The 24,775-nt window shown below is 56.2% G+C and carries 22 protein-coding genes; 16 read left to right on the top strand and 6 right to left on the bottom strand.

All coding sequences use genetic code 11. From position 1 onward, the window contains the following. The first annotated feature begins 44 nt into the window (after window positions 1-44). The 16 genes from serC (at window position 45) to ACGSLL_RS17770 (ending at window position 18,245) form a co-directional block, all read left to right on the top strand. A complete protein-coding gene (gene serC, locus ACGSLL_RS17845; protein WP_394507357.1) occupies window positions 45-1,130 on the top strand; it encodes a 3-phosphoserine/phosphohydroxythreonine transaminase in 1,086 nt (361 codons plus the stop codon). Next, window positions 1,130-2,224: a prephenate dehydratase gene (gene pheA / locus ACGSLL_RS17840; RefSeq protein WP_016770924.1), complete on the top strand. Its 1,095-nt coding sequence runs from the start codon at window positions 1,130-1,132 to the stop codon at window positions 2,222-2,224. Before serC ends, pheA begins: the two co-directional genes overlap by 1 nt. A gap of 12 nt (window positions 2,225-2,236) precedes the next feature. Next, window positions 2,237-3,349 carry a histidinol-phosphate transaminase gene (hisC, locus tag ACGSLL_RS17835; RefSeq protein ID WP_394507356.1) on the top strand — a complete coding sequence of 371 codons (1,113 nt, stop codon included), beginning with the start codon at window positions 2,237-2,239 and terminating at the stop codon, window positions 3,347-3,349. Window positions 3,350-3,377: 28 nt separating this feature from the next. Beyond that, the gene (locus ACGSLL_RS17830; RefSeq protein WP_394507355.1) at window positions 3,378-5,585 is read left to right on the top strand and encodes a bifunctional prephenate dehydrogenase/3-phosphoshikimate 1-carboxyvinyltransferase; all 2,208 of its coding nucleotides are present in this window, start codon (window positions 3,378-3,380) and stop codon (window positions 5,583-5,585) included. After that, window positions 5,582-6,271, top strand: coding sequence for a (d)CMP kinase (cmk, locus tag ACGSLL_RS17825; protein ID WP_203418935.1), 690 nt, complete (start codon window positions 5,582-5,584; stop codon window positions 6,269-6,271). The genes ACGSLL_RS17830 and cmk overlap by 4 nt, the downstream gene beginning before the upstream one ends. 119 nt (window positions 6,272-6,390) lie before the next feature. Then, on the top strand, window positions 6,391-8,076 hold the full coding sequence (gene rpsA / locus ACGSLL_RS17820) for a 30S ribosomal protein S1 (protein ID WP_016770920.1): 1,686 nt from the start codon (window positions 6,391-6,393) through the stop codon (window positions 8,074-8,076). 194 nt (window positions 8,077-8,270) lie between these two features. After that, the gene (locus tag ACGSLL_RS17815) at window positions 8,271-8,549 is read left to right on the top strand and encodes a hypothetical protein (protein ID WP_394507354.1); all 279 of its coding nucleotides are present in this window, start codon (window positions 8,271-8,273) and stop codon (window positions 8,547-8,549) included. A gap of 152 nt (window positions 8,550-8,701) precedes the next feature. Next, on the top strand, window positions 8,702-8,998 hold the full coding sequence (ihfB, locus tag ACGSLL_RS17810) for an integration host factor subunit beta (RefSeq protein WP_007950920.1): 297 nt from the start codon (window positions 8,702-8,704) through the stop codon (window positions 8,996-8,998). A 30-nt stretch (window positions 8,999-9,028) separates the two neighbouring features. Beyond that, the gene (locus ACGSLL_RS17805; protein ID WP_394507353.1) at window positions 9,029-9,268 is read left to right on the top strand and encodes a lipopolysaccharide assembly protein LapA domain-containing protein; all 240 of its coding nucleotides are present in this window, start codon (window positions 9,029-9,031) and stop codon (window positions 9,266-9,268) included. Window positions 9,269-9,490: 222 nt separating this feature from the next. Continuing rightward, window positions 9,491-10,567, top strand: a complete 1,077-nt coding sequence (rfbB, locus tag ACGSLL_RS17800; RefSeq protein WP_394507352.1) for a dTDP-glucose 4,6-dehydratase — start codon at window positions 9,491-9,493, stop codon at window positions 10,565-10,567. Continuing rightward, a complete protein-coding gene (gene rfbD, locus ACGSLL_RS17795; protein ID WP_394507351.1) occupies window positions 10,564-11,457 on the top strand; it encodes a dTDP-4-dehydrorhamnose reductase in 894 nt (297 codons plus the stop codon). The genes rfbB and rfbD overlap by 4 nt, the downstream gene beginning before the upstream one ends. Further along, window positions 11,454-12,344, top strand: a complete 891-nt coding sequence (gene rfbA / locus ACGSLL_RS17790) for a glucose-1-phosphate thymidylyltransferase RfbA (RefSeq protein WP_394507350.1) — start codon at window positions 11,454-11,456, stop codon at window positions 12,342-12,344. The genes rfbD and rfbA overlap by 4 nt, the downstream gene beginning before the upstream one ends. Window positions 12,345-12,593: 249 nt before the next feature. After that, a complete protein-coding gene (locus ACGSLL_RS17785; RefSeq protein ID WP_394507349.1) occupies window positions 12,594-14,036 on the top strand; it encodes a mannose-1-phosphate guanylyltransferase/mannose-6-phosphate isomerase in 1,443 nt (480 codons plus the stop codon). Between the two features lie 145 nt (window positions 14,037-14,181). Next, window positions 14,182-15,546 (top strand): phosphohexomutase domain-containing protein, encoded by a 1,365-nt coding sequence (locus ACGSLL_RS17780; RefSeq protein ID WP_394507348.1) that lies wholly within the window; start codon window positions 14,182-14,184, stop codon window positions 15,544-15,546. A gap of 51 nt (window positions 15,547-15,597) precedes the next feature. Further along, window positions 15,598-16,863 (top strand): glycosyltransferase family protein, encoded by a 1,266-nt coding sequence (locus tag ACGSLL_RS17775; RefSeq protein WP_394507347.1) that lies wholly within the window; start codon window positions 15,598-15,600, stop codon window positions 16,861-16,863. Next, a complete protein-coding gene (locus ACGSLL_RS17770; protein WP_394507346.1) occupies window positions 16,860-18,245 on the top strand; it encodes a glycosyltransferase family 4 protein in 1,386 nt (461 codons plus the stop codon). The genes ACGSLL_RS17775 and ACGSLL_RS17770 overlap by 4 nt, the downstream gene beginning before the upstream one ends. A 48-nt stretch (window positions 18,246-18,293) precedes the next feature. On the opposite strand, the gene ACGSLL_RS17765 is transcribed toward ACGSLL_RS17770, so the two are convergent. The 6 genes from ACGSLL_RS17765 to ACGSLL_RS17740 are packed head-to-tail and all read right to left on the bottom strand — an operon-like array spanning window position 18,294 to window position 24,775. Continuing rightward, a complete protein-coding gene (locus tag ACGSLL_RS17765; protein WP_394507345.1) occupies window positions 18,294-19,589 on the bottom strand; it encodes a glycosyltransferase in 1,296 nt (431 codons plus the stop codon). Then, a complete protein-coding gene (locus ACGSLL_RS17760) occupies window positions 19,586-20,623 on the bottom strand; it encodes a glycosyltransferase family 4 protein (protein WP_394507344.1) in 1,038 nt (345 codons plus the stop codon). Before ACGSLL_RS17760 ends, ACGSLL_RS17765 begins: the two co-directional genes overlap by 4 nt. Continuing rightward, window positions 20,620-21,657 (bottom strand): glycosyltransferase family 4 protein, encoded by a 1,038-nt coding sequence (locus ACGSLL_RS17755; RefSeq protein WP_394507343.1) that lies wholly within the window; start codon window positions 21,655-21,657, stop codon window positions 20,620-20,622. Before ACGSLL_RS17755 ends, ACGSLL_RS17760 begins: the two co-directional genes overlap by 4 nt. Continuing rightward, window positions 21,657-22,760 (bottom strand): DegT/DnrJ/EryC1/StrS family aminotransferase, encoded by a 1,104-nt coding sequence (locus tag ACGSLL_RS17750; RefSeq protein ID WP_394507342.1) that lies wholly within the window; start codon window positions 22,758-22,760, stop codon window positions 21,657-21,659. Before ACGSLL_RS17750 ends, ACGSLL_RS17755 begins: the two co-directional genes overlap by 1 nt. Window positions 22,761-22,770: 10 nt before the next feature. After that, window positions 22,771-23,400, bottom strand: a complete 630-nt coding sequence (locus ACGSLL_RS17745; protein ID WP_394507341.1) for an acetyltransferase — start codon at window positions 23,398-23,400, stop codon at window positions 22,771-22,773. 13 nt (window positions 23,401-23,413) lie between these two features. After that, window positions 23,414-24,775 (bottom strand): FkbM family methyltransferase, encoded by a 1,362-nt coding sequence (locus ACGSLL_RS17740; RefSeq protein WP_394507340.1) that lies wholly within the window; start codon window positions 24,773-24,775, stop codon window positions 23,414-23,416.

Below are 24,775 nucleotides of genomic sequence, written 5' to 3'. Positions count from 1 at the left end.
TATCAAAAGATTTAAGTGACCACCAGATCAGAGCGAGATTGGATGTGAGCAAGCGAGCCTATAACTTCTGCGCCGGTCCTGCGGCGTTGCCTGAAGCTGTTCTGCAGCGCGCCCAGGGTGAACTCCTTGATTGGCATGGCAAGGGTCTGTCGGTCATGGAAATGAGCCATCGCAGCGATGAGTTCGTGTCCATCGCGACCCAGGCCGAGCAGGATCTGCGCGACCTGCTGAATATCCCGTCGAACTACAAAGTGCTGTTTCTGCAAGGTGGCGCCAGCCAGCAATTCGCGCAGATTCCGCTGAATCTGCTGCCTGAAGGCGGCTCGGCGGACTATATCGACACCGGTATCTGGTCGCAGAAAGCCATCGAAGAAGCTTCGCGCTACGGTCACGTCAATGTGGCTGCGACCGCCAAGCCTTATGACTATTTCGCCATTCCCGGCCAGAACGAGTGGAATCTGTCGAAAGACGCCGCTTACGTCCACTACGCGCCGAACGAAACCATCGGCGGCCTGGAATTCCAGTGGATCCCGGAAACCGGCGACGTGCCGCTGGTGGCCGACATGTCTTCGGACATCCTCTCGCGTCCAGTCGATATCTCGCGTTTCGGCATGATCTACGCCGGCGCGCAGAAGAACATCGGCCCGAGCGGCATCGTCGTCAACATCATCCGCGAAGACCTGCTCGGCAAGGCCCGCGCGCTGTGCCCGACCATGCTCAACTACAAGGTCGCGGCCGATAACGGCTCGATGTACAACACGCCGCCGACCCTGGCCTGGTACCTTTCCGGCCTGGTCTTCCAGTGGCTGAAGGAGCAGGGCGGCGTTGACGCGATCGCCAGACTGAACGACGTCAAGCAGCGCACGCTGTACGACTTCATCGACGCCAGCGGTCTCTACAGCAACCCGATCAACAAGTCGGACCGCTCGTGGATGAACGTGCCGTTCCGTCTGGCCGATGACCGTCTGGACAAGCCGTTCCTCGCCGGTGCCGACGAGCGCGGTCTGCTCAACCTCAAGGGCCACCGCTCGGTGGGCGGCATGCGCGCCTCCATCTATAACGCCGTCGACATCAATGCAGTCAACGCGCTGGTGGCCTACATGGCGGAATTCGAGAAGGAACACGGCTGATGTCCGAGCAAGAACTCAAGGCACTGCGCGTGCGCATCGACGCTCTGGACACCAAGGTCCTGGAGCTGATCAGTGAGCGTGCGCGTTGCGCCCAGGAAGTTGCGCGCGTGAAGATGGCCTCGCTGGCCGAAGGCGAAGTGCCGGTGTTCTATCGTCCCGAGCGCGAAGCTCAGGTGCTCAAGCGGGTGATGGAGCGCAATCAGGGGCCGCTGGGCAACGAAGAGATGGCGCGGCTGTTCCGCGAAATCATGTCCTCGTGCCTGGCGCTCGAGCAGCCGCTAAAAGTGGCGTATCTGGGCCCTGAAGGAACCTTCACCCAAGCGGCGGCAATGAAGCATTTCGGCCACGCGGTGATCAGCAAGCCAATGGCGGCGATCGACGAAGTGTTCCGTGAAGTGGCGGCCGGTGCGGTGAATTTTGGCGTGGTCCCGGTGGAAAATTCCACCGAAGGCGCGGTCAACCACACCCTCGACAGCTTCCTTGAACACGACATGGTGATCTGCGGCGAAGTCGAACTGCGCATTCACCATCATCTGTTGGTCGGCGAGAACACCAAGACCGACAGCATCAGCCGCATCTATTCCCACGCGCAGTCGCTGGCCCAGTGCCGCAAGTGGCTGGACGCGCATTACCCGAATGTCGAGCGCGTGGCGGTGTCGAGCAACGCCGAGGCGGCCAAGCGGGTCAAGGGCGAATGGAATTCGGCGGCGATTGCCGGCGACATGGCGGCAGGCCTGTATGGCCTGACGCGTCTGGCCGAGAAGATCGAAGATCGCCCGGACAACTCCACGCGCTTCCTGATGATCGGTAACCAGGAAGTGCCGCCGACCGGCGACGACAAGACGTCGATCATCGTGTCCATGAGCAACAAGCCCGGCGCGCTGCACGAGCTGCTGGTGCCGTTCCATGACAACGGGATCGACCTGACCCGTATCGAAACCCGTCCGTCACGCAGCGGCAAATGGACGTATGTGTTCTTCATCGACTTCGTCGGCCATCACCGTGATCCGTTGATCAAGGGTGTGCTGGAGAAGATCAGTCAGGAAGCGGTAGCACTCAAAGTGCTGGGTTCCTACCCGAAAGCAGTTCTCTAAGGGCGGTAGCAAATGAGTGGCAACTTCCTCGCTCTGGCACAGCCGGGCGTGCAACAACTTTCGCCGTACGTTCCGGGCAAGCCTGTGGACGAACTGGCGCGTGAGCTGGATCTGGATCCGGCGAAAATCGTCAAACTGGCGAGCAACGAAAATCCGCTCGGCGCCAGTCCCAAGGCGCTGGCGGCGATCCGCGAAGAGCTGGCCGAGCTGACTCGCTACCCGGACGGCAACGGTTTCGCGCTGAAATCCCTGCTGGCCGAGCAATGCCGCGTCGAGCTGAATCAGGTCACTTTGGGCAACGGCTCCAACGACATTCTTGAGCTGGTCGCGCGCGCCTATCTGGCGCCGGGCCTGAATGCCGTGTTCAGTGAGCACGCGTTTGCGGTGTATCCGATCGCCACTCAGGCGGTCGGCGCTCAAGCCAAAGTAGTGCCGGCCAAGGAATGGGGGCACGACCTGACCGCCATGCTCGCGGCCATCGACGCCAATACCCGTGTGGTGTTCATCGCCAACCCGAACAACCCGACCGGTACCTGGTTCGGTGCCGAGGCGCTGGACGAGTTTCTACAGGACGTGCCGGAACATGTGCTGGTGGTGCTCGACGAGGCTTACATCGAATATGCCGAAGGCAGCGATTTGCCGGACGGCCTCGATTTCCTCGCGGCTTATCCGAATCTGCTGGTGTCGCGCACGTTCTCCAAGGCCTACGGCCTGGCCGCGCTGCGCGTCGGCTACGCGCTGTCCACCCCGGTAGTAGCCGACGTGCTCAACCGTGTGCGCCAGCCGTTCAATGTCAACAGCCTCGCCCTGGCGGCCGCCTGTGCCGCGTTGAAGGACGAGGAATATCTGGCGCAAAGCCGTCAGCTCAACGAGGCGGGCATGCAGCAGTTGCAAGCCGGTTTCCGTGATCTGGGTCTGGGCTGGATCGAATCCAAAGGCAACTTCATCTGCGTCGATCTCGCTCAGGTCGCGGCCCCGGTGTTTCAGGGCTTGCTGCGCGAAGGTGTGATCGTGCGTCCGGTGGCCAACTACGGCATGCCGAATCACCTGCGGGTGACCATCGGTCTGCCGGCAGAAAACAGCCGCTTCCTCGAAGCGCTGCGCAAGGTCCTGGCTCGTGGTTGATGTCACTGCACTGCAATCTGCTGCACCTATGATCGGGCGCCTTGTGGTGGTCGGTCTGGGGTTGGTCGGTGGTTCGTTTGCCAAAGGCTTGCGTGAAAGCGGTGTGTGCCGCGAAGTGGTCGGCGTCGATCTCGACCCGCAATCGCGCAAGCTGGCGGTCGAGTTGGGTGTGGTTGATCGCTGCGAAGACGACTTGGCCGCTGCGTGTCAGGGCGCCGATGTGATTCAGTTGGCGGTGCCGATCCTGGCGATGGAAAAGCTTCTCGCACGGTTGGCGGGCATGGATCTGGGTCAGGCGATTCTGACTGATGTCGGCAGTGCCAAAGGCAATGTGGTGCGCGCGGCGACCGAGGCGTTCGGCGGCATGCCGGGGCGCTTTGTGCCGGGGCATCCGATTGCCGGATCCGAGCAGAGCGGGGTGGAGGCGTCCAATGGCGAGTTGTTCCGTCGTCATAAAGTAATCCTCACACCGCTTGAACAAACCGATCCTGCCGCGCTGGCGGTGGTCGATCGCCTTTGGCGCGAATTGGGCGCCGATGTCGAGCACATGCAGGTCGAGCGTCACGACGAAGTGCTGGCGGCGACCAGTCATCTGCCGCACCTGCTGGCCTTCGGCCTGGTCGATTCGTTGGCCAAGCGCAATGAAAATCTGGAGATCTTCCGTTACGCTGCCGGTGGTTTTCGCGATTTCACAAGAATCGCCGGAAGCGACCCGGTGATGTGGCACGACATCTTTCTCGCCAATCGCGAGGCTGTCCTGCGCACACTCGATACATTTCGCAGCGACCTCGACGCCTTGCGCGACGCGGTCGATGCAGGGGATGGGCACCAATTGTTGGGCGTCTTCACGCGCGCCCGGGTTGCCCGCGAGCATTTCAGTAAAATCCTGGCCCGCAGGGCCTATGTGGACGCTATGAATTCCAACGATCTGATCTTCCTGGCTCAACCTGGTGGCCGCCTGTCCGGTCGGATTCGCGTACCGGGTGACAAATCGATTTCCCATCGCTCGATCATGCTCGGCTCGCTGGCCGAAGGCGTCACCGAAGTCGAAGGTTTCCTCGAGGGCGAAGACGCCCTGGCAACCTTGCAGGCGTTCCGCGACATGGGCGTGGTCATCGAAGGCCCGCACCATGGTCGCGTGACCATCCACGGTGTCGGTCTGCACGGCTTGAAACCTGCGCCGGGCCCGATCTATCTGGGCAACTCCGGCACCTCGATGCGTCTGCTGTCCGGCCTGCTGGCGGCGCAGAACTTCGACAGCACCCTGACGGGTGACGCGTCGCTGTCCAAGCGTCCGATGAATCGCGTGGCCAATCCGCTGCGGGAAATGGGCGCAGTGATTGAGACCGCAGCGGAAGGTCGTCCACCGATGACCATTCGCGGCGGCCACAAGCTCAAAGGCCTGACCTACACGATGCCGATGGCCAGTGCGCAGGTGAAATCCTGCCTGCTGCTTGCCGGCCTGTATGCCGAAGGCAAAACCACCGTGACCGAGCCGGCGCCCACCCGTGACCACACCGAGCGCATGCTGCGCGGTTTCGGTTACCCGGTGAGCGTTGATGGTGCGACGGCGTCGGTTGAGTCCGGTGGCAAGCTGACCGCTACCCATATTGAAGTGCCGGGCGATATTTCTTCCTCGGCGTTCTTCCTGGTGGCGGCGTCGATTGCCGAAGGTTCCGAACTGGTGCTTGAGCATGTCGGCATCAACCCGACCCGTACGGGTGTCATCGACATCCTGCGTTTGATGGGTGCGGACATCACCCTGGAAAATCAGCGTGAAGTCGGCGGCGAGCCTGTGGCTGACCTGCGCGTGCGCGCGGCGAAACTCAAAGGCATCGAGATTCCGGAAGAGCTGGTGCCGTTGGCCATCGACGAATTCCCGGTGCTGTTCGTGGCGGCTGCCTGCGCTGAAGGGCGCACCGTGCTGACCGGCGCTGAAGAGCTGCGGGTCAAGGAATCCGATCGCATTCAGGTGATGGCTGACGGCCTGTTGGCGCTGGGCGTAAAATGCCAGCCAACCCCGGACGGCATCATCATCGACGGTGGCCAGATCGGCGGCGGTGAAGTGCACGGTCACGGCGATCACCGCATCGCCATGGCCTTCAGCGTTGCCTCGTTGCGCGCCACTGCACCGATCCGCATCCATGATTGCGCCAACGTTGCGACGTCGTTCCCCAACTTCCTCGCGCTATGCGGGCAAGTCGGTATTCGTGTGGCACAAGAGGCTCAGTCGTGAAAAACATTGCACCGGTCATCACCATCGATGGGCCAAGCGGCTCCGGCAAAGGCACGGTCGCCGGGATTCTGGCCAAGCGTCTGGGCTGGAACCTGTTGGATTCCGGTGCGCTTTATCGCTTGCTCGCATTCGCTGCGCACAACCATGGCGTCGATCTGACCAATGAAGAGCTGCTCAAGCAACTCGCCGCTCATCTGGATGTGCAGTTCATCGCGGCGACCGAAGGTCAGTTGCAACGGATCATTCTGGAAGGCGACGAAGTCAGCGATGTCATCCGCACCGAAAGTGTGGGTTCCGGCGCCTCGCAGGTAGCTGCGCTGCCCGCCGTGCGCGAGGCGCTGCTGCAGCGCCAGCGCGCATTCCAGGAAGCGCCGGGTCTGGTGGCCGATGGCCGCGACATGGGTACGGTGGTTTTTCCCGATGCACCGCTGAAGATTTTCCTCACCGCCAGTGCCGAGGAGCGGGCGCGCCGTCGATATTTGCAGTTGAAGGGCAAAGTCGAGGGTGTTAGTCTGTCGAGTCTGCTAGATGAGATCCGTGCACGCGATGAGCGTGACACCCAGCGCGCAGTAGCCCCGCTCAAGCCGGCGGCCGACGCGATTCAGCTGGATTCCACGGAGCTTTCCATCGATCAGGTGCTTGAACGCATCATGAGCGAGATCGCCATTCGCGATATCGCCGGGTGACCAAGAGGGTCGCAGGGGACCAGTCATAGTCCTGCGGTGCTTCTTTTAAATGAAACTAACCCACACCGTCTGGGGTGTGGAGATGGGCGTTTACTTCGCCCTCATCTACAGGAATTAAAATGAGCGAAAGCTTTGCGGAACTCTTTGAAGAAAGCCTGAAAACCCTGAACCTTCAGGCAGGCTCCATCATCACCGGTGTTATCGTTGATATCGATTACCAGGCTCGCTGGGTAACCGTTCACGCTGGTCTGAAGTCTGAAGCACTCATCCCGCTTGAGCAGTTCTACAACGATGCTGGCGAACTGAACATCAACGTTGGTGATGAAGTTCACGTTGCTCTGGATTCGGTTGAAGACGGCTTTGGCGAAACCAAGCTGTCCCGTGAAAAAGCCAAGCGCGCTGAATGCTGGATCGTTCTGGAAGCAGCCTTCGCAGCCGAGGAAGTGGTCAAGGGCGTTATCAACGGTAAGGTTAAAGGCGGCTTCACTGTCGACGTTAACGGCATCCGTGCGTTCCTGCCAGGTTCCCTGGTTGACGTCCGTCCAGTGCGCGACACCACGCACCTGGAAGGCAAAGAGCTGGAATTCAAGGTCATCAAGCTGGACCAGAAGCGCAACAACGTTGTCGTTTCCCGTCGCAGCGTCCTCGAAGCCGAGAACTCCGCCGAGCGTGAAGCTCTGCTGGAATCCCTGCAGGAAGGCCAGCAAGTCAAAGGTATCGTCAAAAACCTCACCGATTACGGCGCATTCGTCGATCTGGGTGGCGTGGACGGCCTGCTGCACATCACCGACATGGCCTGGAAGCGCATCAAGCATCCTTCCGAGATCGTCAACGTTGGTGACGAAATCGACGTCAAGGTTCTGAAATACGATCGCGAACGCAACCGTGTTTCCCTGGGCCTGAAGCAACTGGGCGAAGATCCATGGGTTGCTATCAAAGCCCGTTACCCAGAAGGCACTCGCGTTACCGCTCGTGTCACCAACCTGACCGACTACGGCTGCTTCGCTGAGCTGGAAGAAGGCGTTGAAGGTCTGGTACACGTTTCGGAAATGGACTGGACCAACAAGAACATCCACCCTTCGAAAGTCGTACAAGTCGGCGACGAAGTGGAAGTCATGGTTCTGGACATCGACGAAGAGCGTCGTCGTATCTCCCTGGGCATCAAGCAGTGCAAGTCGAACCCATGGGAAGACTTCTCTGGCCAGTTCAACAAGGGCGACAAGATCTCCGGCACCATCAAGTCGATCACCGATTTCGGTATCTTCATTGGTCTGGACGGCGGCATCGACGGTCTGGTTCACCTGTCCGACATCTCTTGGAACGAAGTGGGCGAAGAAGCCGTACGTCGTTTCAAGAAGGGCGACGAGCTGGACACCGTCATCCTGTCGGTTGACCCAGAGCGCGAGCGCATCTCCCTGGGCATCAAGCAACTGGAAAGCGATCCGTTCTCCGAGTACGTCTCGGTTAACGACAAGGGCGCTATCGTGACCGGTACCGTGAAAGAAGTTGACGCCAAAGGCGCCATCATCGTTCTGGCCGACGACATCGAAGCTACCCTGAAAGCCTCCGAAATCAGCCGTGACCGCGTTGAAGACGCGCGCAACGTTCTGAAAGAAGGCCAGGAAGTTGAAGCCAAGATCATCAGCGTTGATCGCAAGAGCCGCGTAATCCAGCTCTCGATCAAGTCGAAAGACGATGCTGAAGAGAAAGAAGCCATCCAGAGCCTGAAAGCAGCTCCGGAAGGTGAAGCAGCTGACACCACCATGGCGGCACTGCTGCGTCAAGCAATGGCCAAACAGAACTGAGTTCTGCTTGATCATGAAAAAGGGCGACTTCGGTCGCCCTTTTTTGTGCCTGCGATTTGCTCTTTGTACGTCCGTGCATGAAACCAATGTCGTGGCCTGCGGGTCTGTTTCTTTAATCGGATCAATCGCCTATTCACGACTAAGCTTGGTCTTGAGCGTGTAGTCGTCGGGCATGGCCTGGCATAAGGAAGTGGATGAACAAGTTTATTGTGTTGGCAGCAGCGTTGGCGCTGGCAGGGTGTACTACCAGCGCGAAGACTCATGCAGTACGCGGTGTCAGCGGAATCGAGGTCGACTGCTCGGGTCTTGGCTCCGGTTGGGAGAAGTGCCAGAAGCGCGCAGCGAAGGAGTGCAAGGGCGCCGGTTACAAGGTCGTCACAAGGTCCGATGATGCAAAGGAGGAGGACGAGTATCCGTTCGGCTTCAACCCCGCAGGCTATCTGACCCGGACCATGCTGGTGATCTGTCGTTGATGATGCAGTGATCCGACTGTCGGCGGGGTGCCCTGAAAATGGGCATTTCAACGCCGGGAAAGATATGTCAATCCCTGGGCTGTTCAAATTCTTCCGGGCATGCTAAAACCTTTCAAGCGCTGATCTAGCTGCTTGAAAAAGAAGGGAAAAATATGACGAAGTCGGAGTTGATCGAACGAATTGTCACCCATCAAGGGCTACTCTCATCCAAGGATGTGGAGCTGGCCATCAAGACCATGCTTGAACAAATGTCCCAATGCCTCGCCACCGGTGATCGTATCGAGATCCGTGGATTTGGCAGCTTTTCCCTCCATTACCGCGCGCCTCGCGTGGGCCGTAATCCGAAGACCGGTCAGTCGGTGAGCCTGGACGGTAAATTCGTTCCGCACTTCAAGCCGGGCAAGGAATTGCGCGACCGCGTGAATGAGGAAGAGGAGGAGGGCGCTTGATCTTCGCTATTCAAATTCGAGGAGGCGTGAATGCGTAATCTGAAACGCATACTGCTTGGCGTTTTTCTTCTGCTGATGGTTCTGATTGTTCTGGCGTTCGTGCTGGAGAATCAGCAATCGGTTTCGCTTTTGTTTCTGGGTTTTGCCGGCCCGCAATTACCAGTGTCTGTGGTGGCCGTGTTGGCGCTGTTGATTGGTATGCTCATCGGCCCTGTATTGGCCTGGTTTCTGGGGCGTTCGTCCAGAGCTGCACGCAAGCGACTGGTGTAAAGAAGGAAGGCGCACGGCATCTGTCGAAATTGCGCCTCAGCCTGTCTTTATCCATTAGTAAAACCATCATTAAGCTGTAAAATGCGTCCCTTGTTCGATCATGCTTCCGGCATGTCGATTCAGACTGACTCTGACGGATGCCAACCGATAGTGGCTTCTGCATTCATGGATTAGATGGCGCTCGCTGGCAGCGCTGTCTGCAGCTCAAGGGTATCGCTTCGCGTGAAAATTCTAGTTACCGGCGGTGCCGGCTTCATTGGCTCGGCAGTCATCCGCCACATCATCTCCAACACTCGTGATGCGGTTGTCAATGTCGATAAGTTGACCTACGCCGGCAACCTGGAGTCGTTGACAGAGGTCAGCCAGAATTCACGTTACGCCTTCGAGCGCGTCGATATCTGTGATCGTGATCAGATCGACCGTGTCCTGCGTGAGCACCAACCCGATGCAATCATGCACCTGGCCGCAGAATCTCACGTCGACCGCTCGATCTCGGGCCCGTCTGAATTCATCCAGACCAATATCATTGGTACCTACACACTCCTCGAAGCTGCGCGCCATTATTGGGCTACGCTGGATGACGCGCGCAAAACCGGGTTCCGTTTTCACCACATTTCGACTGACGAAGTCTACGGCGACCTCGAAGGTCCGCAAGACCTCTTCACCGAAACCACGCCTTACCAGCCAAGCTCACCCTACTCGGCGAGCAAGGCCAGCTCCGACCACCTGGTTCGTGCCTGGGCGCGCACTTATGGTCTGCCTACGCTGGTGACCAATTGCTCGAACAACTATGGGCCTTGCCATTTCCCGGAGAAGTTGATCCCGCTGATCATTCTCAACGCGCTGGAAGGCAAGCCGCTGCCGGTGTACGGCAAAGGCGATCAGGTCCGCGATTGGTTGTACGTCGAAGATCACGCGCGCGCGTTGTACAAAGTCGTTACTGAAGGCGTCATCGGCGAGACCTATAACATCGGTGGTCATAACGAAAAACAAAACATCGACGTGGTGCATACCTTGTGTGCATTACTCGATGAGTTGCGTCCTGATTCGGCCCACCGCCCCCATGCCAGTCTGATTACCTATGTGCAGGATCGCCCAGGGCATGACCTGCGATATGCAATCGATGCGAGCAAAATTGAGCGTGAACTGGGTTGGTCGCCTGAAGAGACCTTTGAAACCGGGATTCGCAAGACAGTCGAGTGGTATTTGAACAACGCTGAGTGGGTTGAGCACGTGAAGAGCGGTAGCTACCAGCAGTGGATCAATCAGAACTACAAGGATCGCTCGACCAAGGCATGAAAATTCTGCTGCTGGGCAAGAACGGTCAGGTGGGTTGGGAGCTGCAACGTTCGTTGGCCCCGCTTGGAGAATTGATTGCTCTGGATCGTCATCCGGCTGGCGGATTGAATGGCGATCTGTCCAATCCCGAGGCACTGCGCGCGACGATTCGACAGGTACAGCCCGACGTTATCGTTAACGCTGCTGCTTACACGGCGGTAGATAAAGCCGAGTCGGAAACCGAGTTGGCCGAACGTGTAAACGGATTGGCAACTGGCGTCATGGCTGAAGAAGCTGCAGCCTCGGGCTGCTGGCTGGTTCATTACTCGACAGATTTCGTTTTCGATGGTCAGGGTACGACGGCCTGGCGGGAGACGGACGGCGTGGCACCGTTGAATCACTACGGCGTCAGCAAACTCGCCGGTGAGCAGGCAATAACTGCTTCGGGTTGCAAGCATCTGATCTTCCGAACCAGTTGGGTCTACGGTGCTTACGGTAACAATTTCGCAAAAACCATGCTCCGGTTGGCAAGGGAGCGGGAAACGTTGAGCGTGATCGCGGATCAGATCGGAGCGCCTACGGGTGCCGATCTGATTGCCGACGTGACGGCTCTCGCTCTTCGCCAAGTGTTGCAACAGCCCGAGCTGGCAGGCTTGTACCACTTGGCGGCTGCTGGCGAAGTGTCGTGGCATGGATACGCGAGCAAGGTGATCGCGTTCGCGCAAGCCAGCGGTGAGTTGCTCGCTGTGAAAACCATCGATCCGATCAAAACCGTTGCCTATCCAACGCCTGCGCGACGACCTTTGAATTCAAGACTGGATACTCGGAAGCTGCGCGATAATTTTTCTCTACACTTGCCGGATTGGCAAAGTGGTGTAACCCGAATGCTCAGGGAAATTCTGAATAAATGATCAAGACCAATCGTAAAGGCATCATTTTGGCCGGTGGCTCCGGGACACGTTTGCATCCGGTCACGCTGGGGGTGTCGAAGCAGCTTTTGCCTATCTACGACAAGCCGATGATTTTCTACCCGTTGTCGGTGCTCATGCTCGCGGGCATACGTGAAATCCTGATCATTTCCACCCCTGAAGACTTGCCCAATTTCCGCAAGTTGCTGGGCGATGGCAGTCTGTATGGCATCGCGTTGAGTTATGCCGAGCAACCGAGTCCGGATGGCCTTGCGCAGGCTTTCATTATTGGCGAGTCGTTTATCGGCACCGATCCTTGCTGCCTGATCCTGGGCGACAATATTTTCTATGGGCAATACTTCACCGAAAACCTGCGCTCGGCCAACGCACAGCCCTCTGGCGCGACGGTGTTCGGTTACCACGTTTCCGATCCGGAGCGCTTCGGGGTCGTTGAGTTCGATGCCAGCGGCAGCGCGCTGAGCATCGAAGAAAAGCCAAAGAAGCCGAAGTCCAATTACGCAGTGACCGGGCTGTACTTCTACGACAACCAGGTCGTGGAAATTGCCAAAAACATCCAGCCGTCAGAACGTGGCGAACTGGAAATCACCGATATCAACCGGGCTTATCTGGAGCAGAAAACCCTCAACGTCGAAATGTTGGGGCGCGGCTTTGCCTGGCTGGATACCGGCACGCATGATTCGCTTCTGGAAGCCGGGCATTTCGTCCATACGATCGAGCACCGTCAGGGGCTCAAGGTCGCGTGCCTGGAGGAAATCGCCTACCACAACGGCTGGATTACTGCAGAGCAGGTCGAAGCTCAGGCGCAGCGCCTGAAGAAAACCGGATACGGGCAATACTTGTATAAGTTGCTGGAACAGTCAGCGCGTTGAAGGCTGTGTGTTTGGCCGCGTCGTTTGTTGCATTCTGCCAAGCTATCGATTGCGGTTAGCGCTGTAGAATGGTGGCCAATCAGGCAATGAATAGTCGCTCGCGAGGGCGCGCGTGTCATAAGCTCCGTCGTCTTGATACTGGCAGGCGGGGAAGGATTCTGCACCGCGTTCGGTGTAGTTCAACTGCAAACATAATTGAGACCGCTTTCCTGAAATGAAATGCAGGGGAGAGGGTTAAGGACTTTGAGCATGGAACTGATTCCCGTAATTTTGTCTGGCGGAGTGGGCAGCCGGTTGTGGCCTGTATCCCGTGAAGCCCATCCCAAGCCCTTCATGGAATTGCCGGATGGTCAGAATCTGATCCAGAAGACGTTCCTGCGCGCCTCACGGCTGGATGGTGTGGTGGAAGTCCTCACCGTGACCAATCGTGAGCTGCTGTTCAAGACTGAAGATGAATACGGGCTCGTCAACACGGCCAGGCACGCGCAGGGCTTCATTCTCGAGCCGTTCGGGCGCAATACTGCAGCGGCGGTCGCGGCGGCAGCCTTGCAACTGGAAGCCACCCATGGCCCTGATGCGCACATGCTGGTGCTCGCAGCCGATCATTTGATCCAGGACGAAAAAGCGTTTGCCGCGGCGGTGTCCAATGCCGTGGCGTTGGCCAGTGAAGGCTGGCTGGTCACGTTTGGCATTCAGCCAACCTATCCGGAAACCGGTTTCGGTTACATCGAAGCGCAGAAAGAGGCACCTCTCAAGGGTGGTTTGAAAGTTGCCCGCTTTGTAGAGAAGCCAGATCTGGAAACAGCAAAGACGTATATCAGTGCCGGTAATTATTTCTGGAACTCGGGAATGTTCTGCTTCCGTGTCGGAACCGTACTCGAGGAGCTGCGCACGCACGCTCCCGATGTTGTCGACGCGGTTGCCAAGACCATTGAGGTATCTCGCCTGTCATCGTCCAGCAAATACCGTTGCCTGGCGCTGGACAGCGAAAGCTTTGCTCAAGTACCCGATATTTCCATCGACTATGCATTGATGGAGCGTTCCAACAAGGTCGCAACCATTCCATGCGATATTGGCTGGAGCGATATCGGTTCATGGAATGCGGTAAGTGAACTTACCGCACCGGATGAAAACGGCAACCGCTTCGAGGGCGAAGTGCTGTCTCACGGGTCTCGGAATAATTATGTGAACAGCGAAGGGCGTCTGACTGCGCTGGTCGGCGTGGAAGATTTGCTGATCATCGATACTCCGGATGCCGTGATGATCGCCCACAAGGACCATGCTCAGGACGTCAAGCACATCGTCAATCAGCTGAAGGCGTGCAGCCATACCGTGCATCTACTACACCGCACTGTGCATCGCCCATGGGGTACGTACACCACCCTGGAAAATGGCGAGCGCTTCAAGATCAAGCGGATTGTAGTCAAGCCCAAAGCTTCCCTGTCATTGCAAATGCACCATCACCGCAGTGAGCACTGGATCGTCGTCAGCGGTATGGCGGTCGTGGTCAACGACCAGCAGGAACTGATGCTCAACACCAACGAGTCGACGTTTATCCGTGCCGGTCACCAGCATCGCCTGATGAACCCGGGCGTCATTGACCTGGTGCTGATCGAGGTGCAAAGCGGCGATTATCTGGGTGAAGACGATATCGTCCGTTTTGAAGACAACTACGGTCGCGTAGACCAATAACGATCGAGGCAGCCTGAGCCTGAGCGGTAAAGATTCAACCAGTCGGGCTTATTTGCATATTGCTGCTCGTGGCTGCTCCTCCCATTCACGCTTACAGTCGTGGCTTGTCGCGCGACTGTCTCGGATTTCCAGGCAAGAGACTAAAATGCATACCCCGATCAAAACCCATTGTTTCAAGGCTTATGACATCCGTGGCGAGGTCCCGGTCGATCTAAGTGTGGAGATTGCTTACCGGATCGGTCGGGCCATGGTTGTCGAGTTGCAGGCCAAGAGCATTGTGCTGGGGCGTGACATGCGATTGGAAAGTCCGATGCTTGCCGAGGCGATGACCCATGGACTGAGGGAAGCAGGTGCCGAAGTCATCGACATCGGGCTTTGTGGTACTGAGGAAGTTTATTTTGCCACCAGCGCCTTCAATGCCGACGGCGGAGTGATGATCACGGCCAGCCACAATCCCAAGGGCTACAACGGCATGAAACTGGTCAAGTCGCAGTCACGGCCGATCAGTGGCGACACGGGCTTGAATGCCATTCGCGATCGGGTGGAGAGCGGCGACCTTGGTGTGGTGGCCGATTCCATTGGAACGGTTCGGTATGAACTGGACAAAAGCCGCTACATCGATCATTTGCTGACCTACATCAATGTCGCGGACCTCAAGCCGCTGAAGATACTGGCAGACCCAGGCAATGGTGCAGCCGGTCCGGTCCTGCAAGCTTTGATCAACAAGTTGCCCTTTGAGTGGGTTCTGATCAACGTTGAACCGGACGGGAACTTCCCCAACGGCGTACCCAATCCACTGTTGCCGGAAAATCGTGAGCTGACTCGCCAGGCCTTGCTCGATAATAACTGCGATGTCGGATTGGCTTGGGACGGCGATTTCGATCGTTGCTTCTTTTTCGATGAGGCCGGTCGTTTTATCGAAGGTTATTACCTTGTCGGTCTATTGGCGGAAATGCTGCTCAAGCAACACCCCGGCAGCAAGATCATCCATGACCCTCGTCTGACCTGGAACACCATTGAACAGGTTGAGCAGGCGGGAGGCGTGCCTGTCTTGTGCAAGACCGGACATGCATTCATCAAAGAACGCATGCGTCTGGAAGATGCCATTTATGGCGGCGAAATGAGCGCCCACCATTATTTCCGCGATTTCGCCTATTGCGATAGCGGGATGATTCCGTGGTTGCTGGTTACAGCCTTGATGTCCACAACTGGCAAGACTCTCGCCCAATTGGTGGATGAGCGTATTGCGGCTTATCCATGCACTGGCGAGATCAACTACCGGGTTGAGAATGTACCGGCGATGTTGCAAAGCGTGCTGGAACATTATCTTCCACTGAATCCCGCAGTCGACAGGACTGACGGTATCAGCGTGTCGTTCGACGATTGGCGCTTCAATCTGCGTGGTTCCAATACAGAACCACTGTTGCGCCTGAATGTCGAAACCCGCGGCGATCAGGCATTGATGTGGGCGTGTCTGAAAGACATCGAGCTGTTGATCAAAGGCGCTTGAGCGTTCGACTCCCTGGTATTCAAAGTGCTTCGGTGAACGAAATATTGCGGTGTGATCGCGGGTTGGCAAATATCATTTTTATGGGTTCTCACTTTGAAAACGGTTTTATTATTAAGCACGTATCCGATTGCCAGTCCCCGCCATGGTGGACAGGTTCGGGTCGCCAATATCGCTAAGACTTTTGGCGAAAATGGCTGGAGTGTGACTCATCTGGCTGTTTATGAACCAGAGGGCTATCCACCATCGACCTTGGGCGGCAACGATGTCAGTTTTCCCGCCGACAGTGAGTTCAGAAAATATAAAGGCACCTATGTGCCTTTAATCAACGATTTGTTATCAGGCGAGTTCGCAGCGTCGGAACGCGGCGGTTTTGCCGATATTCTCAATAAGCTGCCTCCGGCAATCGATGTCATTCATGTCGAGCAACCTTGGTTATGGCCACTGGTGCTGAAAATTCACCAGATGCCGCAGTACGCCCACGCCTGCCTGATTTACGGCTCGCAGAATATCGAGGCTCCGCTGAAGCAGGAAATTCTCGATAGCTATGGCATCAAGGGTGCCGAGTCGGTCATTGCTGACATTGAGACGCTCGAGCGCAAGGCTGCGCTGGAGGCCGATATTGCCGTAGCGGTGACTCAGGCAGATTTCGACATTCTCGAGGCCTGGGGAGCAAAGAAACCGCTGCTTGCCTCCAACGGAATCGCGCCGTGGTCAGCCAAACCGGAGCTGCTCGCCAGTTGGAAGGAGCGCCTGCCGAAGTCGCCCTGGATTCTCTATGTTGCCAGCGCTCACCCGCCCAACTTCACAGGTTTTAATGAGTGCCTCGGCAGCTCTTTGGCGTGCATTCCGCCGGACAGCAAGCTAGTGGTGGTCGGGAGTGTGTGTGAGCATCTGGAAACGACACTTCGCGACAGTCGCTGGGGCCAACTGAATCTGTCGCGCCTGCAACTGCTTTATATGTTGCCAGATGAAGATCTGGATGCCGTAAAGACCCTGGCGCACGCGTTTCTGTTGCCGATCCCTCATGGCGGCGGCTCCAATATCAAAACCGCAGAGGCCATCTACTCGGGCAAGTACGTTATTGGCACCGAGTCTGCTTTCCGTGGGTTCGAGCGGCATCTGGATTTGCCGGAGATCAGCGTGGCCCGTACACCGAGTGAGTTTCATGCGGCGATCCGCATGCGCTTGACCGGGCCGGCGACGATTGATGGTAGCGGTCCGGATAGGGCAACGCGTGAGCCGTTGACCTGGGCTCGCAGCCTGGAATCGATTCCCCTTGCAGCGGCACAAGTCATTGAAAAAAAGGCGCAGGCATGAGTATCTGGTTTGATGTAACAACCATCCTCGGCTGGCGTCGGCCGGCGGTGGGCATTATCCGTACGGAGGCTGAGGCAGCTGCTCATGCGCTGGAGCTGATTGCTGCCGGCGAGGACGTAAAGTTTTGCTCTTACAGCCACGCCAGAGGTTACAGCTCGGTCGATGCGGATGACGTTGCGACGACCTTGAAAAGAATTTCAGGGGCGCACACGACAGCGCCTGGGCAGGTTGTCACGAGCAGTCCGAATAGAAAATCGATCGAGGCTCGGTTAAAGGAAAAAGCGATCAAGGTCCTCAATCGGTTGCCACCCAAGTTGAGCGGCCGCATCTATCAGTTCCTTCAACAGCGCCGTGTTTCTATCGTGGAGGCGGTAATCGGGCTTCGCCACCTGCGTTCGGCTATACGGGCGTTTTTCAAGCCGGCGAATCGCCCTCATGTGTTCAGTCCTTCAACCAGAAAAACGGATGCCCTCGGCCATCCCTTTGCGAAAGGCGACAGCTATATATCGGTCGGATTGGACTGGGATAATAAAAATCTTCCCTATCTTTATGAGCTCAAAAAGCGAGTCGGCTTGCGCATCGTTCTTTTCTGCTACGACGTGATTCCGGTCCGTTTACCTCATTTATGCGTAGGCGATGTGGCGGCCAGGTTTGCCAACTACTTTACCGACGTCGCATGGTGCGCTGACAAAATCCTGTGCATATCGGAATGTACCCGCAAGGATTTGATGTCGCTGCTCAATGAGTTAGGTGCGCCCGTTCCCGAAACGGCGGTCGTCAAATTGGGTTGCCAACTCTCTCATGAGTTGAGCGAGACCATCAGTGATGATGTGCGCTCTTTGTTGCAAGAGCGCTTCGTTCTGTTCGTATCAACGATCGAGCGTCGCAAAAATCATGAGGTGCTTTACCGCGCCTACACACGCTTGATCGACAATGGTGTCAAAGACTTACCCAAACTGGTGTTTGTCGGGATGCCGGGTTGGGGAGTAGGGGACTTACTATCCGACATTCAGCTGGACCCGAGGACAAAAGACTACATACGCATCCTCAATAATGTCTCAGACTCTGATCTGATGTATCTCTACCGTCATTGCATGATGACGGCGTTTCCGTCTTTGTACGAAGGGTGGGGATTGCCAGTCGCGGAAAGTCTGGCTGCTGGTAAATATTGCCTCGCTTCCAACGCAGCCTCGATTCCTGAGGTGGGTGGTGAGCTGCTCGATTATCTCGAGCCCTGGGACGTTACGGTGTGGGCTGCGGAGCTGCAGAAATACGCGTTCGATTCTGAAGCGCTGGCAGCGAAGGAAGCAGCCATCAGGCGCGAATACATGCCTGTGGCTTGGGAAGATACTGCAAGATTTGTTTTTGACAGCCTGAAGTAATAACGGCGACGTAGCGGTGGATCAGGCTACTGATCCACCGCTTGCTTGCTACACGATGGTGTTGGTGTTGAACAGGTTCAATGGCTGCAATATGTCTGGAGTACTCAGCAGCTCTGGATTGACGGACCATCTCTCGAAAATCTTCGAAAAATGATCAACTGCCGAAAGAATCACCTTCGCTCTTAGTGCGGCAGGGACAGCTTGCTCGATTTTGAGAGCGTAGTTTTCAGCAGTGAAAGTACCCTCTGCCCATTTCCGGGCTTCCTTCCCGAGATGGTCGACAGAAGACGGTTGGTTGTGAAGCTGAAGAAAGATTCTCTTCAGATCCTCCACTTCGTTATCTGCCGAAATCTTCAGAACATATTGGTCAGGTAGTTCGCTGTAGAAACCGGTGTCGGTCACAATTGTGGCTTTACCGTATAGCATGGCTTCAATCGCGGAAGCCGATGCCGCCTCCAGGCTGGGCCAGCGCAAACAACTGATGACGTCGGCTTCTCTGATCGCTTCTGACAGAGTTGCATCGTCAACCTCATTGGAGATGATCAGCTCGACTCCATTGTCGTTCGCCAGCTCGGTCAGTCTTTTTTCGGTTTCCGGAAGAATGGCACCGACGAGTCGATAGCGAACATTCGCCCGCAGAGCCGGGCTGTCAGCGATTGCCAGGATGCAGCTTTCGACCCGTTTGTTCGGGTTGACATGGCCGATAGTCAATACATTCAGTTTGCCTTGAGAACGAATATCGGCACCTGTGGCACCAGGAGCGTCGTAGGCCAGCGGTGTGACAAAAACAGGTCCGGGACAAGCCGCCATTACCCGATCACATCCCCAATTGCTGTGCGTGATTACACACGTAGCCATTGAGCTGATCCACTCTGTAAGTGGGGCTTCGGTACGCGTCTTATTGATGAACGTGGCACCGTCATGGATCTGGAAATATTCCTCTGCAACCGTCTTCCCGTACCACTGTTCCAATATTTGAACGGCTTCGCTGCGACGGCTCTGAGCCCAGCCGAAGAACAAGTGCCCGAGGAAGAAGTCATGAAGGCATACGATGCCGGGGACTTTACCGATCCATGCGATTGCGCCTTCATGGAATTCGAAACTGTTTCCGATCTGATAGACGCAGCAGTCAGCGTCGTTAATGGCATGCTCGACTTGCTCGTCGTTTGTCCATGGCACAACGGTGCAGTTGAAGTCATGCGACTCACTGATTTGAACGTGTTGGCTTTCAGTGCGGATCACTACAACTTCATGCTGCCTGGCCAGAAGTTGATGCACAACAAGACGGGTCATGCGGCCAATCGCCGAGGTCTTGACTGCCGGTGTGAATATGACAACTTTCATTTGAGAAGAGCCTCGACAGTTTCTGGCCAGTTAATGCCCAGGCTGTTCCACAAAAACTGCGCTCCCTCTCCATACTGGCGAGTTCGAGCCTTGTTTTCATATGCAGCGTTCATTGCTTCGGCCAGGCCTTCAGCGCTCGGTTCCGCTCTCCAGCCGGTCTCTGCGGGGACCACCAGGCCAAGAATGCCGCCACTGTCGGTTGTGGTAATCAATGCCTTGCGGGCGGTAGCCGCTTCCATGCTTACATACCCCAGTGAGTCTTCATCGAACGGAATGTAGGCAACGGCGAGTGCGCGATTGACGTAGTCAACGTAGACAGCGCGTGGCAGAAAGCGCAAGTCCAGCTTTACACGGTCCTGCAGACCGAACTCTTCGATGATCTTGTGCAGTTGCCGGGTGTCGGCCGGGGACTCTGGTGGACCGGCGATAATCATCTTGACTCTGCGATCGGCTTTCGCCAGTGCCTGCAGGAGCAGGTACTGCCGTTTCATGCTGTTTACGCGGCCACCGGCAAATATATAGTCACCGCATTCGCCGCCGGTGAACACTTCAGGGTCATTGACTGGTGGCAGCAAAACCTTGGAGTCGAAGCCGTTGTACTTGAGCAAGCGCTGCCTGGTGACTTCAGAGTTGGTATAGATGTGCCGGCTTTCGGTAAAGCTTTCATTGTCAGCCTGCGCAATCGCTTTGCGAATATCCGCGCCAGCGTCGCCGGGCGGCAGGTTGGTCTGCCCTGCATCGAAAAGGTCATACGCCTGGCGATACTGGTGTAGCAGCCACAACGATTTGCGATGATGCCGAACCAGGTAGGCCGGAAATTTCAAGGCAATCACATGTTCGGTGTTGGCGATCTCCATGGTCCGTGCCAGCAGCATTTGCGAAGGGATGCGAGTGCTCGGCTCCCATTGAAACGGAATGCGCAGAATTTCTGCATCATGGCCAGAAACGATCAGATTTTTCTGCAGATTGACAGCGAGCTCTTCTGCGCCACCCCAAATGAAGGGCGCCATGTTGTTTACGATTAATACTTTCATGCCAAAAGACGCTCCAGCACCTGCGACCATGAAATCTTCAAATCGACCAATCTCTGCCTGGCGTTGATGCCCATGGCTTCGGTCGCGTTTTTATCCTGGTACAGTTTGTCCATGGCGCGTGCCAGTGATTCGGGAGTCGATTCGGTAATGTAGCCGTTGTAACCGTCCTGAATCAGTTCCAGCACTCCGCCGGAGTCGCGGGTGGTCAGAACAGGTTTTTGCGAATGGCTGGCTTCCAGGCTTGGATAGCCATATGAATCTTCGTCCAAGGGGAGATAGGCGGCCGCCAGGCATTGTGACAAGTGCAGCACCTTTTCTTCCTCCGTGATCCAGCGGTCTTCAACAATCACTCGATCCGCGACGTTCAACGCCTCGCTGCTTTGTCGCAGGGCATTCGCATAGTCCGGGCTCGCACCCGTCCCCATGATTCGCAACCGAACCGGAGTGGTCGTGTGGCTCAGGGCCTCGACCAGCAAATGCTGGCGCTTATAGTGTTCCAGACGACAGATGCAGACGATTTCGTCGTTGTATCCTGCGTTGAAGAACCGTTCAGGCTCGAACACCGGCGGGTACAAAACCTGACTGTCGACATCATTGAATTTTTTGAGTCGATCAGAGACCACTTTCGAATTGGTGAAAATGGTCTTTGCTTCTCCCATTGCCCGGCTGTCAATTTCGATCAGGGATTCACGGATGGCGCGGTTATGTGGCGTATCTGGAAAATCGCGATATGGCGTATCCCACAGATCGTAAAAAGTACGAATGTGGTGAATGAACCACAGAATCTTGTGCGGATGAGGAATCAGATGCGCCTGGGGGCGGAAGCAGATGATCCGATCAGCCGCTTGAAGATCCACCCAGCGCAAAGCCATCATCTGTTGGAAAAGGATATCGGGCGGAGAATCAAGTTCCGGGAGATAGACGACTTCCACCTCATGGCCGGCCTCGAGCAAAGTCGAAGCCAGCCAGTCAACGATATTTCTTCCGCCGCCTCGGATGAAGGGCATAAACGAAGAACAAAGGGCGATTTTCATCAGTCCGCGAGGACCTCGCGCAAGCTGGCCGCGATTCGGATAATGTCTTGTTGGGTCAGATCCTGGTGGGTTGGCAGATTGATTCCGCGTCCCGACCACAGGTCTGCTACCGGATAGCTCTCGTCTTCCTTGTAAGGAGGCAAGACGTGCATCGGATAGAAAACCGGACGGGTTTCAATGCCCTTTTCATCGAGCTTTCGCATGACCGCGTCGCGCTTATGCTCATCACCATCGGCAAGGAAAATGTTGTACATCCAGAATACTTGCTTGGCCCAGGATGCTTCGGTTGGCAAAACGATCTTGTCTTTAAGGTCCGCCAATGCTTCGTTGTACCAGCCTGCCAAGCGCTCACGATCGGCGAGAGCCGTGGCGATGCCTTCCATTTGTGCCAACCCGATGGCCGCCTGGATATTGGTCATGCGATAGTTATAACCGATTACCGGGAACCAGTAGCGGCGGTTCGGATCCATGCCCTGTCCGCGGAACAGGCGTAGCTTGGCCGCCAGTTCGTCATCATTGGTGGTGACCATTCCACCTTCGCCAGTAGTAATAATCTTGTTGCCAAAGAAGCTGAATGTGGCGCACGTACCAAGGCTGCCAACCTTATTACCCTTTACTTGTGCGCCATGAGCCTCGGCGGCATCTTCAACCACCCAAAGATTATGTTTGCGAGCAATTTCGTTGATAACGTCCATTTGCGCCGGATGACCGTACAGGTGGACCGGGATGATGCCTTTGGTCTTCGCGGTGATCTTGCTTTCGATCGTTTGAGGATCGATGTTCATGGTGTCGGCACAGACGTCCACCAGGACCGGTGTTGCTCCGCAATAGCGCACCGCGTTGGCGGTTGCGATGTAAGTCACGGTTGGAATGATGACTTCATCACCAGGTTGCAAGTCGAGTACAACCAGCGCCAGGTGCAGAGCTGTCGTGCCATTGTTGGTAGCGATCGCGTGCTTGACGCCGCAAAAGGCAGCAAAGCTCTCTTCGAAGGCGCCGATATATTTGCCGTTTGAAGATATCCAATTGGTATCCAGGCAATCGAGCACGTAATTGCGTTCGTTTCCTGCAAGCTTCGGTTGTGCCACGGAAATACGTTTCATGTCTCTTCCTTCAAATTTTGTGTAAAGCTTTGGCAGGCACACCCACAACGGTGACTGCTGAATCGATATTCGAGATGACGACGCTGCCGGCTCCAACCACAGCGGATTCACCGATGTAGATTTCCGGAATGATTTTGCTGCCTACGCCGATAAAGCTGAGACTGCCGATGTGCACATTGCCCGCCAGTGCACACTGAGGTGCGACGTGCACCCCCAGGCCCAAAACACAATCATGGTCGATGGTAGCCCCGGTATTTACGATGCACAGGTCACCAATCGACGCTTCGGCATTGATGACGCTACCGGCCATCACGGCAATGCCCAGACCCAGGCTCGCCGATGGTGAAACGATGGCTGCCGGACTGATTGCATTGACCAGCTGAAAACCCATCTCGGTAGTTTTCGTAGCCAGTTTTTTTCGTACAGCATTAGAGCCGATCGCAATGAACACTCGCTCATAACCTTCCGTGCGAAGTGCCTGCAGGTGGTCGTCGCTTTTCAGGACCTCGATACCCAGGCATGAGTCCACACTGTCCGGATTGCCGACGCAGTATGCGACTTTATCACCTTGAGCCTGCAGCAGCTCAATACACACCTTGGCGTGCCCACCGGCACCGACAACTATAATTTCAGGCCTCATCAGTCGCATCCTCTTACTTGAGTCCATTCGGGCGATGAAACAGCAGATTCACCGATTCCGTGCGGGCCAATTGTTCAACGGACCAGTCCTCAAGTTCACCGGATTGCTCATTGATGACGCTGAACGCCAGTCCCATATTTGTGAAGTGTTTGATCCAGTCTTCAAGGCCTATCGCGTTTCTTTTCAAATGTACGAGGCCCAGCTCGACGATCATCATCATTTGCGGATTGGCAAGAATTGCTTGTCTGGCGCCTTTGATAATGTCGATTTCAGCGCCTTCGGCATCGATCTTCAGCAATTTGATCTTGATTGGTTCGTTCAGGTATTCATCAAGGGTGATGGTTGAAATTTCAACCGATGTTGTTGGCGTGAACGAGGGCGTTTCCAGCTCGTAAAGCGAGTGGTGCCCGCTGGTTGCGCCCAAATGAAGCTTGTCAACGCGCTTGCTGTCCGACAGCGCATAGTGAGAAATCTCGCTGATGTCGGAAAAGCCATTCAACCAGAGATTTTGCTCAAGCAGTTTTCGGGTGGGCTCAAAAGGCTCAAAGGCAATGATCTTTCCTTTACCGGACATGGCCCGGGCCGCCGCGATGGTGTGCAAGCCAATATTGGCGCCGATATCAATGAATACGTCACCCGGCTGCACCAGACGCTCTATCAGCTTTCGCGTGCCAGGCTCGAGTTCGCCGGCCTCCATCAGATTTGCCAGCAAGGCATGATCTTTAGCGTCGCAAAGAACATAACCCACGGCGGTTTTGACCAGGGTTTCCTCTGGGCCGGAACTGATTGCGATGCGATTTACATCCAGCAGGGCATATTGTTCGATTCGATCAAGCTGGGGGCCTGTATTTTCCTGCGACAGCTGGCTTGCAGAGAATTTCTGCACTAGCGACGTCTGCGTATCCGCCGAATTGGCAAGGCGTTGGAGTTCCTGGATGACCAGCCTGTTCTGTTCCAGTAGTTGAGCCTGCATCTTGAGCTGTTGCTCGTGTAGCTTGGCCAGTTCGCCGAGCATTTCCTGGCGAATGCCAGAGCTGGAAGCTTGCTCCTTCAGCTTGGCGAACTCGTTGAGCATCTCGTGACGAATGCCGGAGCTGAAGTATTCCCGCAGACGGAAGAACACCGGTCGCGCAAAAGGGCGTGTAACGTGATAAGTGTCGCGCGCAAGGCGCCGCAGTATCCGCTTGATGTGGTGGCGAATCATTGTCGTCTTCCTCGGCTGGACACTCGAAGCCTCCATGGCACAAAGAACAGCATCAACAAAATCGGTAGGCGGCGTCTCAACAGGTTGAGTGCTCGTACGTGCTAGCAGGCGCCGGGAAGCTAGCGAAAGCGCGACTCCCATGTCCACGCCATTGCGCTTTATGCTGTTCAT

Origin of the sequence: Pseudomonas retamae (assembly GCF_043496865.1) — a bacterium.
GTDB classification, from domain to species: Bacteria; Pseudomonadota; Gammaproteobacteria; order Pseudomonadales; family Pseudomonadaceae; genus Aquipseudomonas; species Aquipseudomonas retamae.
The sequence above is the reverse complement of the archived record's forward strand: the minus strand, read 5'-3'. Positions and strand labels throughout refer to the sequence as shown.